This window comes from Nostoc flagelliforme FACHB-838 (assembly GCF_014698065.1).
GTDB classification, from domain to species: Bacteria; Cyanobacteriota; Cyanobacteriia; order Cyanobacteriales; family Nostocaceae; genus Nostoc; species Nostoc flagelliforme_B.
Genome location: NZ_JACJSI010000001.1, coordinates 185,739 through 200,189, shown reverse-complemented (window position 1 = coordinate 200,189; position 14,451 = coordinate 185,739). Strand labels below are relative to the sequence as shown.

The window sequence follows — 14,451 nt, the reverse complement described above, 5'->3', positions numbered from 1 at the left end:
GGGCAATACTGTTGGATTAAGGATTTTTGCCCTGTAGAAACGCGTTAGTACGGGATGAAGCCCAGTACAACTTCGCGTCTCTACCAAGAATTTTGGGCTTAACTGAATAGTGTTGGGGAATAGGGGATGAGCGTCTCTGCGTGAGGCAAACGATCGCCTTCAAGTTTCCTCAAGGAGCGTAGACACGCAGTAGCTTGTCGTTAGACATTACTTGAATCTTCGTTAAACAAATACAAAGCGAGTATCGGTTGCCAAATTCGTCTTTAGCTTTAACCCATCCTCAACAACAGCAATTAACTCTGTTCCATTGCTAAAGATGCCGACAGCAGATTTGTCACCAGACACGGCTGATGCAGATCCTAGTGAGTAATTGCTAGCAACTCCATTAAGTTCAATTTTGTCCTTGTTCTTAAAGCTGGCAATATCGGCATAGTCACCGTTACCGGAACTGGTATAGAAAACTGAACTGGCATTACCCAAGACGTAAGTATCTTCACCCTGATCGCCGTTGAGTAGGTCAATTTCGCTTGTGCCACCCTCCCAACCAATGAGGCGGTCACTGTCCTTGCCTCCAGAAAGCGTGTCACTGCCAAGTCCGCCTAAGATTGTGTCATTGCCATCACCGCCACGGAGGAGATCAGTACCTCCCTTGCCATCAAGGTAATCATTGCCTGCACCACCATCGATCGTTTCATTGGCATTAGTACCGATGACGCGATCGCTCCCAGCTAAGGCATCGACTATGTTCAAACCATTAAGTTGGTCGATAAAGATAATGTCGTTGCCAGATGTCGCCTTGTTATTAGCAACAATCAGGTCAAAGGTATCGCTAACATTAGCACCACTGCTATCAGTGGCGGTAACTGTGACTCCGAAGATGCCAATTTGGGAGATAGTGCCGGATATTACACCTGTATTAGCAACAATACTAGAACCAGTGGGTAAACCTGTAGCACTGTAGGTAAGGGTGTCGCCTTGATCGACATCAGCAAATTTGTTACTGACATTAAAAGAGAAGGGTTTGTCAGTAGAAATAATTTGATCGTCAATGGGTTGCACTAGCGTAGGTGCTTCATTATCAGTGATCGCCACTGTAGCAGTAGCAGTACCCAGAGTATAGTTGGCGCTACTATTTAGAATCAAAGTGACGGTTTCAGTTCCTTCAACTGCCGTATCATCCACAGGTGTAATGGTTATATCCACAAAGGATTGTCCGGCAGCAATGGTTGCTGTGCCTGTTAGGGTTGGGGTGTAATCTACGCTTGTGGCTTGTCCAGCACCCGTTGCAACATTGTAATTTACCGTCAAGGCATTGGTGGTACTGCCTGTGCGAGAGATGCGGAAGATACCAGGGTCATTGCCAACTTCGGCTGCGTTGGCATCTTGGGCTATGAGCGCGATCATGGGTAGAGACGAAACAATAGTCCCTGGAGAGCCAATTTCCGTGCTTGAATTTACAGCGACGAATCCACCGTTGACTCCCACAGCGCTTAGTGTTGCGATCGTGGCATTATTTAACAAGGCGGCATTGTCAAAGGTGGCAAATGGGGCTACGGCTGGAGATGCTCCGAAAACGACATTAGCTTGTAAAGCACCAGTGGCACTATAGATATTCACGGCATCACCACTCGTACTCAAGCCTATGGCCGAACCAGAGTAATTGCCGATCTTCAAGCTAGCTGGTGGGTTCACACCGAACCAGTTGGATAGGAAAGTAGTATTGACGGTAGCTCCTTCGATGAAGATTACCGATTCACCTGCGCCGATGCTGGTGATACCGTTCAAGGCGACAGAGGCGGCGAAACTATTCGAGTTGTCGTCAATTTTCCAACCTGTGATATCCACAGCGTTCATACCAGTGTTGGTAAGCTCAAACCAGTCTGAGGCGACGGGCGAATTGCCACTGCTCCAAGGAGCTACTTCAGTGATGAAGATACTACTGGTGGTGGGATTCTCATTTACATCGGTGACTGATAAGGTAAATGCCGTAGTTGTGTCTGGGTTATTGCCAACGGTGGTGTCATTTACATTGACGCTGACGTTGTAACTAGTTTTAGTTTCAAAATCTAAGGTGGTTCCCGCTTTGAGGAATAAACCATTGCCCGTAATCTCAAAAAAGTTGGCATCTGCACCAGTCAAGCTGAGGGTATTTGTTCCCAGAGCGTCATCACTGACGATTATATTGCCGACTTTAAAGGGAGTTGCAGTACTGGTGTTTTCTGCCAAGCTGCTGATGGTGTTCGCAAGGCTGACGGCTACAGGGGCTTGATTGGCATAGGTAAATGAGGACGGTGCATAGACCCAAAGTTGAGGGTGATCGATATCACCTCCGCCCTCCTCGTTAACGACATAAATCAATCCATCCTTGTCTACCGTGATTCCTTCATTCCCCTGATCCACAACGGATAAAGGATTACCTGCATCGGAGACGATGGTTAATGAGCTAGAGATATTCCCAGTGCGATCAATGTTGACGATCTTGCCCGATTCTTGGCTCAAAATCAGCAGGCGGCTTGAGTCGGGTTGCCCATTCAAGGACGATAGATTCGACAATGCGAAAACATCCGCAAAGTCCGCAAGCCCAGCTAAAGCTGGATCGAAAAGGTTGGTAGAGTTGACTGTGGTAGCCGAACCGTTGCTTGCAGTTCCCGCCGCAAAATCGATGTTTGTTTGAAAAATTCCTTCGGGTGTAACTTCCTTAACTGCGATGAAGCCACCAGTCTGTGGGTCATAGGAGATACCCTCAATCCCAATATTTCCAACCGTCGTACCGAGCTTTACGGTCTGTACGTTGCTTCTGGTAAGGGTGGTTCCTGGGGCATAAGTAAATAAATTAGCCTGTCTGTCTCGCTCCTCGATCAAGACAAACTTGCCGTCACCAACATAGGTAAGCCCTTCTGTATCGTAAAATTCCGTTCCTTGGGGACTGCTGCCAAGAGCTAGCGTCATTGAGTCAATTAATTGTCCCGTCTTCGATACTTGCACGATCGCTTTGCTGCCATCACCGACAACGAACAGCGTGTCGGTATCCTTATTGTAGGTCACTGCCGAGGCTTCTTGAGCTAGCAAGCTGTTGGTTGGTGCAGTGGTTCGCGTCGGTTCGGGTAGGTCGTAACGTCCGATGCGGACGTAGGTAGAGAGATCGATGGAACTTGCAACCGTATCGTTGTCAGCGATCGCCACTGTTGCACTAGCAGTACCCAGAGTATAATCGGCGCTGCTATTGAGATTCAGAGTGACGGTTTCAGTTCCTTCAATTGCCGTATCATCCACAGGTGTAATGGTAATATCCACAAAGGATTGTCCGGCAGCGATGGTTGCTGTGCCTGTTAGGGTTGGGGTGTAATCTACGCTTGTGGCTTGTCCAGCACCCGTTGCAACATTGTAATTTACCGTCAAGGCATTGGTGGTACTGCCTGTGCGAGAGATCCGGAAGATACCAGGGTCACTGCCTGCTTCGGATGCGTTGGCATCTTGGGCTGCGATCGACACTGTGAGGGTTGCTGCCGCGATCACAAATTCTGTCGAGCTAAAAGGTACATCAGGAGGAGTACCATCAATACTTTGATCGCCAGTACTGTCCTGTGTCTGCCAGTTAGCAGGATTGTTAATCAGTGGGAGATATGAAGCGAAGTCTGCTTGTCCACTGCGAGAAGCATTGTATGCAGCAATATCTACATCATCATCAACAGTTAAGAAGTCAATGGCATTAGTGCCTGCTGTCAGTCCTGTGCTAGTCAAAAGACCATTTGCACTACTGAACCCACCACTAGCGATCGCTGTGATAAAAGTGGGAGAGGCTGCACTTCCTTGATAAGCGTAAATAGTTTCGTCATTAGTACCAATACCCCTGTTTCCACCCCGCCCAGTAACGCCAGTTGCGGCGGTTCCTGTGCTTGCGGCGATCGTTCCACTTCCGATGTTGTCGATGCGGACAATTGTACCTGCGGTTACTAAAGAAGTGGCTGTCCAACTAAATGCACCTTCGTTTGTGTCAACCCAGGCAGTGCCATTCCACTCGTTATCCTCAAAAATAATTACTTCATTAGGGTTAATGTCAACGAGCGCCACAAAAGCGATATTGTCATTTCCATCCGCATTAAAACCTACAAATGCGATATTTCCGGCTGAAAGCGCCATAAATTCTCCTTAGAAGTTGTTTTTACGGTTATTTATCCTGACAACATCATTGATAGAGGTATTGCAGGTTTGGTTTGAAAGTCTGAAAAAATCAACCAAATAATAAAACGGGAATATATTAAGTGCTGATCGCCCTTCCTAGCAGTCCCTAATAGTGGAGGTACTAGCAGATAGTTGTGGGATCGCCTTATCGCCTTAGCAATTATCCAAAGTTGTCCGCACTTTGTAACAGTCCAAAAGCGATCGCGATGCCCACCACAACCACGATCATTGGTAGGGCGATCGCATCCCATAACCACATACTTCACCCAAAAAGTGACTATGTAGTAAAAAAATTACATATTTTAGTACTATCAATCCGTATTCAGCAACCTCAAACTATCTCGGTAACATTAAGAAACCGCTAGCAAAAGGTTAAAACAAGAAATATTTGCTATGGCATCTCGCTTGCCTATTAAAAAAGGCGGACAAGATGCCCGCCCCACAATAAGTAGTTGGATATTTTTATTTGAAAGTAATTTTGTATTAAAAACCACTCTTGCCTATCGGAAATTACCAGGCCTTAATCGAACAGAGTTAGGTTGAGACTGACGACGAATTGCTACTCCATTGCGAAGATTTCTAGCGGTACCACCATCTTTGCGATCGAGGAAAGGTTTGAGATTAATCCCACTTCTAGATGAACTAACCCGATTATTGCCATTACCCAGAAGTGTGCGTCCTAAATTATATAATTCACTGCCTCCACTACTGCGATCGCCATAAGTGTTAACGGCTATAGTTTGTTGTCCATTGTCAGCAGTAGTCAAGTTCTGAAAAATGCTATTGCGGATAACATAGGGATCTTTACCACGCGGGACTGTCAGCACAATCCTACAGGTTGAATTAGCTTCAGTTGTGACGCAGACAATATTTTCGTTATTTTCTACAGACGTTTGGAGTTCTTGTAAGCCATCTGGGCGATACTGTTCTAAGCGACTGGCAATTGCTGTACAACGTCTTTGTGCGTCCCAACCACCGCCCAAAGCCGCAGGCGCAGCCCAAGCAAAGTATTGCCCTGGTTGACTTTGTGGCTGATACATCACAGTATACTGACCATTGTAAGTCTGACAGGTAAACCGAGTTGTACCGTCAGCAGAGGGCGAAGGTGGTACGCCTGTGGATGTATCTATTGGTACTGGTGCTGATGACCCACCTGATGGTACTGTTGGTACTACTACACCATCGCCAGTAGAGTCATATTGCGCCATTGCTACGGAATTGCCCAGACACAAAGATAAGCCAAGACTACCCAAATATATAAGTCGTAGCAGTTTTGATGACATAAATCATCCTCCAGTAGAAATCGGTAGGGAATTGATAGTTTAAGTGACGAATAATTCTAGTTTTTGATTCATCAAAAACGCTATTTTTTAAAATTATATATAAATAATTTCTATATCCTGCCTCTTTAATGCAAATTACCTCACCTAGCCGGACTGCCAACGACTTCGTTTTCTCGACTAGCGTCGTCGCTTATTATGTTCGCCTAGTGCAGCGTAGCGAAAATAACTATCCAGTTGAAACAGCAATTTTGAATTACGTAGACTGTAGCAAATAGTTCGTTATTGTCAAGTAAGCTTTACAATCCTTACCGTAGTGTCGTTTTGCTAGAATCCAACGTTACCTCAAGGGGGTTCCATTACTAGCTGGTAAAATCCCTGTTTTGCTTGCTCTTCAGGGCATTAATTCTTCTCGTCCTCTCAAGATGAGCAAACGTACAGTTAATACTCCCATTAAAAACCACCTGTAAAATTTTAATTTTCAATGAAGATGTATTGAAAATTACTACGATCTCGAGGAAATAAGCGAGAATAAGAAAACTAAATCTTAAAGTCAGTGCCCTTTCATATAAACATTGTAGGATTACGGCATAACTTGTTGTGAAATTAGTCTTTTAATATCATCACAAAGTTAAAAATCCAACTATAATATCTAAGTAAAAACACTGATAGTTAAACATACAAGTAGGAAAAAGAACAACATTATTCTAAATACACTAAATTACTCATTACTCACTCAATACCGTACTCGATTTACATAATTCATTAATTTATCCAAAAATCTATATCGTTACTATACAAAATTATGTTCCATATAAATTTTAGAACAAAGTTGAATAATTAGCAGCCAGTAATCATCCTGATTTTGTATATTTTAATAGTCAAATTAAATGCATTTTTAACCCATAAATGTGCTGAGTTAAAAATGCAGCAACTCTTGAAAACCACAAGTTTTACAAAAATATATTTGTTGTGAAAATTAAATATGAAACAAATAACTAATTCATTGGCTAAAAATAAAAATGAATTGCTAGTAGATGAGTGTCAAGCCTCATTACCAGAAAATAACTTACAACGAGATTATTTAACATTACCTATCTTGACAGAATCCCAAAAGCACCTACTAAACAAATGTAATCGTACTCAAACTGATTATCCTCAACAGGCATGTATTCATCAGTTGTTTGAAGCACAAGTAGAGAAAACACCTGATGCCATAGCACTAATCTTTAATAATCAGCATCTCAGCTATAGAGATTTAAATAGTCGTGCTAATCAACTAGCACAACATCTGCAATCACTAGGGATAGGCGCAGAAACTCTTGTAGGAATCTGCATAGAGCGTTCCTTAGAAATGGTTGTAGCACTTTTAGCTATTCTTAAAGCAGGTGGAGCTTATGTACCACTAGATCCAGGGTATCCACAAGAACGTTTAGCATTCATGCTATCAGATACTCAAGTATCAATACTATTAACTCAAAAAGAACTAGTTGCCAAATTACCTATTCACACAGCATTTGTAATTTGCCTAGATGCAGATTGGCATGAGATTGCCGAAAATAAAAAAGACAACCTAACCACTAGTATCACTGCTGATAACTTGGCTTATGTCATGTATACTTCAGGTTCTACAGGTACACCCAAAGGTGTTAGCGTTATCCATCGTGGTGTAGTGAGGTTAGTCAAAGAAACTAATTATGTCTACCTCACACCTGAAGAAGTAATTCTGCAACTTGCTCCTATTTCTTTCGATGCTTCAACTTTTGAAATTTGGGGTTGCTTGCTTAACGGTGGGCGGCTTATAATCTACCCTTCTCATACACCATCTTTAGAAGAATTAGGGCAAATTATTCAGCAATACCAAGTTACTACTCTTTGGCTGACAGCAGGATTATTCCACCTCATAGTGGATGAAAAACTTGATGCTTTAAAATCACTTCGTCAACTTTTAGCAGGTGGCGATGTCTTATCTGTTCCCCATGTGCAGAAGTTTCTCCAAACAATAGAGAACTGTCAGCTAATTAATGGTTATGGGCCAACTGAAAATACAACTTTTACCTGTTGCCATCCTATAACAGCACCACTGCAACTAGGTGTATCTATTCCTATCGGTCGTCCAATTGCTAATACTCAAGTTTATATATTAGATAACAACCTCCAACCAGTATCAATTGGAGAAGCTGGCGAATTGTACATTAGTGGTGATGGATTAGCTAGAGGCTATTTGAACCGTCCTGATTTGACTGCTAAGAAATTTATTTTTCACTCTTTTGATAGTAATTTAGCAACGCGTCTTTACAAAACTGGAGATTTGGCTCGTTATCTTTCAGATGGCAATATCGAGTTCTTAGGTCGTATTGACAATCAGGTAAAAATCCGTGGTTTTCGAATTGAACTAGGGGAAATTGAGCGAGAAATTGCACAACATCCTGACGTTCGGGAAATTGTCGTTTTAGCTCGTCAGGATGAAACACATGAAAAACATTTGACAGCTTATATTGTTCCTCAGTATAACAGTGGATATACGCACAGCAAATTACGGAGTTTCTTACAACAGCGACTACCTGATTACATGATGCCATCGGCATTTGTGATGTTAGAATCACTGCCTTTGACTGCAAATGGCAAAGTAGATAGACATAAATTACCAGCACCAAGTAGAGAACGTCCGCAACTGGAACAAGCGTATATTTCTCCCCAAACCGATTTAGAGCGTCTGCTTGCAGGTATTTTATCCGATTTGCTCAAAATTGATCGCGTTGGAATTGATGATAATTTCTTTGATTTGGGAGCAACTTCAATCTCAATTCTGCAAGTTGCTGTGCGAGTACAACAGAAACTTAATATTGAGCTATCTGCTGTGAAGCTATTTCAATATTCAACGATTGGTTCTTTAACAAAGTATTTGGATTCAAACCAGAATAGCCAACCGTCTTCTGACAAACTGCAAAATCGCGCCCAACGCCAACAAGCAGCTAGGACACGTCGCCGTAATCATCAACAAGGTGTTTAAACAATGGTAAATATCCAAGCATCCGATAACCAAGATCCTATTGATGGTGTTGCCATTATTGGCATGGTAGGAAGATTTCCTGGCGCTGGAAATGTTGATGAGTTTTGGCGCAATCTGTGTGAGGGATCAGAATCAACAACTTTCTTTCAAGATGAGGAACTAGACCCTAGTATTGATCCGAACCTTTGCAAAGATCCTAGCTACGTAAAAGCTAGAGGAATTATTTCTGGGGGAGAAACCTTTGATGCTGCCTTCTTTGGTGTTAATCCGCTGGAAGCTGTAGTTATGGACCCACAGGCAAGAGTTTTTCTAGAGTTGGTTTATGAAGCCCTAGAAAATGCTGGTTATGAATCAGAGTCTTTTGAGGGTTTGATTGGTTTATACGCTGGTTGTGGTCAAAATACTTATTTTGCTAACCACATTTCTGGTCGTATGGAAATTGTCGATCGCATCGGTGAATTCCAAACGATGTTAGCTAATGAAAAAGACTTTTTGACAACTCGTGCCGCTTACAAACTCAACCTCAAAGGCCCAGCCGTTAGTGTCAATACAGCCTGTTCCACTTCTTTGGTAGCAGTTATTCAAGCTTGCCAAGCTTTAACCAGCTATCAGTGCGATTTGGCTTTATCCGGTGGTGTATCTATGACTACACCTCAAAATAGCGGTTATATGGCTCAAGAAGGCAGTATGCTCTCTGGGGATGGGCATTGTCGTCCCTTTGATGCCAACGCTCAGGGCACAATGTTCAACAATGGCGCAGGAGTGGTTGTCCTCAAGCGTTTAGAAGATGCACTCAATGATGGCGATCGCATCTATGCTGTAATTAGAGGATCTGGTATTAATAATGACGGTGCTGATAAGGTAAGCTTTACGGCTCCTAGTGTCGATGGACAAGCAGAGGCCATTGCAATGGCGCAAGCTGATGCTAACTTCCACCCAGAAAGCATCTCTTATATTGAAGCTCACGGTACAGCAACACCTTTGGGCGACCCGATTGAAATTGAAGCGCTGACCCAAGCATTTCGTGTACATACAGATGCTAAACAATTCTGCGCCATCGGCTCTCTTAAAAGCAATGTCGGACATTTAGTTGCGGCGGCTGGAGTAGCAGGGTTAATTAAAACCGCTCTCGCCCTGTATTATAAAAAGATTCCCCCTAGTTTAAATTTTGAGGCTCCCAATCCCAAGATTGACTTTGCCAACAGCCCCTTTTATGTAAATACCAAACTAGCTGAATGGACAGAGGGTGAAACTCCGCGACGAGCCGGCGTGAGTTCCTTTGGTGTCGGCGGAACTAATGCTCATATTGTGCTAGAAGAAGCGCCACAAATCCAAGGTTCAGGATCTTCGCGCCCACAGCAGCTATTGTTGCTCTCGGCCAAAACTAGTACAGCTTTAGAGGCTGCAACCGCAAATTTGCAGCAGCATTTGCAGTATAATGGCGAAATTAATTTAGCTGATGTAGCTTATACTCTACAGCGAGGGCGCAAAGCCTTCAACTACCGGCGCAGTATAGTTTGTCACGATATCACAGATGCGATCGCAGCCCTCCAATCTTTAGATCCAAATCAAGTAAATACCCGTCATACAGAAATCCGCAATCCAGCCGTTGTCTTCATGTTCCCCGGACAAGGGTCGCAATATGTGAACATGGGACTGAATCTCTACAACCGCGAACCTGTATTTCAGGAGGTAGTAGATGAATGTGCGGAAATCCTTAAACCTTGGTTGGGTAAGGACTTGCGAGAAATCATGTATCCCGCACCGAGCGATTGCGAAACTGCGGCTATCTCCCTGCGGCAAACCTGCTTTACCCAACCAGCATTATTCGTCATTGAATACGCTTTAGCGAAACTTTGGCAGAGTTGGGGAGTCAAACCCCAAGCAATGATTGGTCACAGTATTGGTGAATTTGTCGCCGCCTGTATAGCGGGTGTATTTTCCTTAGAAGATGTGCTGATGTTGGTTGCAACTCGCGGTCGCTTCATGTGGGAATTACCACCAGGGGCTATGCTCTCAGTGCGCCTACCAGCCAAAGAGGTAGAGCCGCGACTGAATACAGAACTTGCGATCGCCGCAATTAATGGCCCTTCCCTGTGTGTAGTTTCTGGCCCCACAGAAGCGATCGCGGCTCTGCAAAAACAATTAGAAAGTGAAGAAGTTGTCTGTCGCCATTTACACACTTCCCACGCTTTCCACTCTCCCATGATGGATAGCATTATCGCTCCCTTCGCTAAGGTAGTTGAAAAGGTTAAATTATCACCTCCTCAAATTCCCTTTGTTTCCACAGTTACCGCCGACTGGATTACAGCCCAGCAAGCAACTGATCCGATGTATTGGGCTACACATCTACGTCAGACTGTGCGATTTGCGGAGGGGATACAAACCATCTGGCAGCAGCCAGAACGCCTACTGTTAGAAGTCGGGCCGCGAATCACAACTACAACCTTAGCCCGCCAACAAGCAAAAGATATTAAACAACAGATAGCGATTCCTTCTCTGGGTGATAACGCCGAGAACGAAGCCGAATGGACGGCATTACTCAAGGCAGTAGGACAACTGTGGCTAGCAGGAGTATCTATTGACTGGAGCGACTTCTATCAAAGGGAAATGCGACAACGAATTCCTCTGCCTACCTATCCCTTTGAACGCCAACGCTTCTGGATTGATCCTCCACCTCATCCCAATCGTGCAGCAACTCCCAAACTTGCAAATCCTCAGTTATTAGAAAAAATCCAAACTATGACAACATCCCCTCAGCAAAAGCTTATTCCCCTGCTCAAAGAAATTATCGAAGAAACATCAGGATTGGAAATCGCTAGTGTTGATGACTCGACAACATTTTTAGAGATGGGATTAGATTCCTTATCTCTAACGCAGGTCGGGTTAGCTTTGAAGAAAAAATTTAAAGTTAAGGTAACACTTAGGCAGTTACTAGAAATTTGCCCAAACTTAATAACGTTGGCTGACTTGATCAATCAAGCCTTGTCTCCCGAAGCTTTATCTGCACTAGGATTAACAGAAACCGTTGCAGACCCCATTCCAGAAGCACCATTGCCAGAACCTTCACCTGCAACCACATCACCCACTTTGGTAGTGCATGAAGTTCATAGAAATGGATCAAATGGATCTACACCTCAGATTTCCCTGCAACCTGTTGCATCTAATAGCGTCCTAGAAAGTGTGATTAATCAGCAGCTACAAATCATGAGCCAACAATTGGCGCTATTGGGTAATAACAGCCAATCTTTAACAGTCCCAGTTGTACCTGCCGCGACATCTCAAAATAATGGTGTCAAACCACAAAACGCTGTATCTATCCCCCCAACCCAAACCAGCAAAGAATCACAAGCATCGGTTGATACCGAGTCAAATGGTGCGAAAAAAGCATTTGGTGCGGCTGCTCGAATTGAAAAGACCCAGACTAAGACTCTAACAACGCAACAACGCGCTCATTTAGACAAAATTATCCAAAGATATACAAAACGGACTCAAAAATCTAAAGAATTTACTCAATCTCATCGCCCTTACTTAGCAGACCCAAGAACTGTTTCTGGGTTTAACCCGACGATGAAAGAGATGGTTTACCCCATCGTCGTCTCTCGTTCCTCAGGTTCTAAACTTTGGGATGTTGATGAGAATGAATATGTCGATTTAAGCAATGGCTTTGGCTTGAATTTGTTTGGTTGGTCGCCACCTTTCATTACCGAAGCAATTGAAGCACAACTCAAACTCGGTATGGAAATTGGGCCGCAAACTCCCTTAGTTGGAGAAGTGGCGAAGCTGATGTGTGAGTTGACTAACTTTGACCGAGCAGCCTTTTGTAACACAGGTTCAGAAGCGGTTTTGGGAGCGATGCGGATGGCACGCACCATCACAGGGCGTAACTTAATCGCCATCTTTTCTGGAGCTTATCACGGGATTTTGGATGAAGTAATTGTTCGGGGTACAAAAAAACTTCGGTCAATTCCTGCTGCTCCTGGTATCCCACCCGAAATGGTAGAGAACATTTTGGTGGTGGACTACGATTCACCTGAGTCTTTAGAAATCCTCAGAAGCCGGGCTGATGAATTAGCAGCAGTGATGGTGGAATCTGTGCAAAGCCGTCGCCCTGAATACCAGCCCAAGGAATTCCTTCAGCAATTGCGTGATTTTACGAAAGAAGCTGGTATCGCCCTAATTTTTGATGAAATCGTTACCGGATTCAGAATTCACCCAGGTGGCGCTCAAGCACACTTCGGTATAAAGGCGGACATCGCAACCTACGGCAAGATTGTGGGCGGTGGACTACCAATTGGAGTCATTGCTGGCAAATCGCAATATATGGATGCTTTGGATGGTGGATTTTGGCAGTTTGGCGATGACTCCGTTCCAGAGGTAGGGGTGACTTATTTTGCCGGTACCTTTGTCCGCCATCCTCTAGCACTAGCAGCGGCGAAAGCAGTACTTCAGCATTTGCAGAAGAGTGGCCCTAGCTTGCAGCAAAATCTTAATGCAAGAACCGATAAGTTTGTAGCGGAACTCATGGGTTATTTTCAGCAAGTTCAAGCACCCTTCACAGCTTATAATTTCGGCTCCCTGTTCATGGTGAAATCTGCACCAGAGTTCGCCTACGGAGATTTACTATTTTACTTGCTACGCGATCGGGGAGTACATATTTGGGATCACCGTCCTTGCTTCTTAACCACAGCTCATTCCGAAGCTGATTTGGCTTTCGTAATGGCAGTTTTTAAGGAGACTATTGCCGAAATGCAGTCTGCTGGCTTCTTGTCTGCACCATCTATAGAAGTAACAAATCGTGAAATTACCAATAACAGCCTACGCAATCGTCCTCCGCAACCTGATGCCAAATTAGGACGCGATCCCCAAGGGAACCCCGCCTGGTATATTCCCGATACCGAGCGTCCTGGGAAATATTTACAAGTTGCAAGTGTTTCCTGATCTATTTTGAAACAGCAATTTTCCTTACTAAAGTAGCAAGCAATCTTCCAACATTAAGGTTTTGATATGGCTTTGATAGCTTCCTTCGGTAAAAATAATTTCACACAACTAAAGCAACAGGGCGTAAAACAGCTAAAGCAAAGTTTTAGAAAAATTGTGACAAAAATCCCAATGATATCGGATTATTACCAATATCATTGGTTATTTAACCAAAATATTACTGCGTGTCGGGGTATTTATAATACATTTGCAGAGGCGTTGCAAGCAACCCCTAAAGGTGCTAAAGCTGGTTACAACCAACCTGAAATTCATAACCACCGTTCAGTAGCAAAGCTAACTACTGCTTGGGAGCCAGATCAGTTCAACTCCCAGGACTATCCGGTTCTTGTATGGCTTGCATCTGCATTCACTAATAGTTCAACTATTTTCGATATCGGCGGTAATGTAGGACATGCTTACTATACTTACAAAAAGTTTCTGCAATATCCCAATGATCTTCGGTGGATAGTGTGTGACATACCAGAGGTGATTAAAGCTGGAGAAGAATTGGCAAGAAAAGCCGATAACCCAGGTTTGTCTTTTACGGTGCAATTTGCCGATGCTGAAGGTGCAGAAATATTACTCACTTGCGGTACTCTACAATATATAGAACCATCACTGTCTGAAATATTGGGACAGTTGAAGAAAAAACCACGTCACATTTTGATTAACCGAGTACCATTTTATGATGGGGAAACGTTTATCACATTACAAAATATTGGCTATGCTTTTTGCCCGTATAAAATTCAGAATCGCTCTGAATTTATAGCATCTTTGTCCTTACTTGGCTATGAATTAATCGATAGTTGGACATGGGATCGTACTTGCTACATTCCGTTTCATCCTGAGAATTTTGTACGTAAGTATTACGGTTTTTATCTACGACTTAGGGATTAGTTAGAAACTATGTTCTAATTCTTAGGTTGAAATTGCTGCACAATTAAAGACTGGCTCTTGTGTTTTGGTCATTTTGATATGACCAAAATACAATTAACA

At 43.6% G+C, this 14,451-nt stretch carries 5 protein-coding genes; 3 read left to right on the top strand and 2 right to left on the bottom strand.

Going from position 1 to position 14,451, the window contains the following annotated elements:
• Positions 1-222: 222 nt before the first annotated feature.
• On the bottom strand, positions 223-4,140 hold the full coding sequence (locus H6G97_RS00790; protein WP_190938849.1) for an SdiA-regulated domain-containing protein: 3,918 nt from the start codon (positions 4,138-4,140) through the stop codon (positions 223-225).
• Between the two features lie 542 nt (positions 4,141-4,682).
• Positions 4,683-5,465, bottom strand: a complete 783-nt coding sequence (locus H6G97_RS00785; protein WP_190938848.1) for a COP23 domain-containing protein — start codon at positions 5,463-5,465, stop codon at positions 4,683-4,685.
• A gap of 982 nt (positions 5,466-6,447) precedes the next feature.
• On the opposite strand from H6G97_RS00785, the gene H6G97_RS00780 reads away from it, so the two are divergent.
• The 3 genes from H6G97_RS00780 to H6G97_RS00770 all read left to right on the top strand — a co-directional run bounded on the left by H6G97_RS00780 (position 6,448) and on the right by H6G97_RS00770 (position 14,352).
• On the top strand, positions 6,448-8,475 hold the full coding sequence (locus H6G97_RS00780) for a non-ribosomal peptide synthetase (protein ID WP_190938847.1): 2,028 nt from the start codon (positions 6,448-6,450) through the stop codon (positions 8,473-8,475).
• Positions 8,476-8,478: 3 nt separating this feature from the next.
• Positions 8,479-13,416: a type I polyketide synthase gene (locus tag H6G97_RS00775; protein ID WP_190938846.1), complete on the top strand. Its 4,938-nt coding sequence runs from the start codon at positions 8,479-8,481 to the stop codon at positions 13,414-13,416.
• Positions 13,417-13,587: 171 nt separating this feature from the next.
• Complete coding sequence (locus H6G97_RS00770; RefSeq protein ID WP_190938845.1) at positions 13,588-14,352, top strand: TIGR04325 family methyltransferase; 765 nt, start codon at positions 13,588-13,590, stop codon at positions 14,350-14,352.
• The last annotated feature ends 99 nt before the right edge of the window (positions 14,353-14,451 follow it).

Bases quoted from the DNA above. Each gene is read 5' to 3' on its own strand.
- H6G97_RS00790 (WP_190938849.1), bottom strand. From the start codon at position 4,140: ATGGCGCTTTCAGCCGGAAATATCGCATTTGTAGGTTTTAATGCGGAT.
- H6G97_RS00785 (WP_190938848.1), bottom strand. From the start codon at position 5,465: ATGTCATCAAAACTGCTACGACTTATATATTTGGGTAGTCTTGGCTTA.
- H6G97_RS00780 (WP_190938847.1), top strand. From the start codon at position 6,448: ATGAAACAAATAACTAATTCATTGGCTAAAAATAAAAATGAATTGCTA.
- H6G97_RS00775 (WP_190938846.1), top strand. From the start codon at position 8,479: ATGGTAAATATCCAAGCATCCGATAACCAAGATCCTATTGATGGTGTT.
- H6G97_RS00770 (WP_190938845.1), top strand. From the start codon at position 13,588: ATGATATCGGATTATTACCAATATCATTGGTTATTTAACCAAAATATT.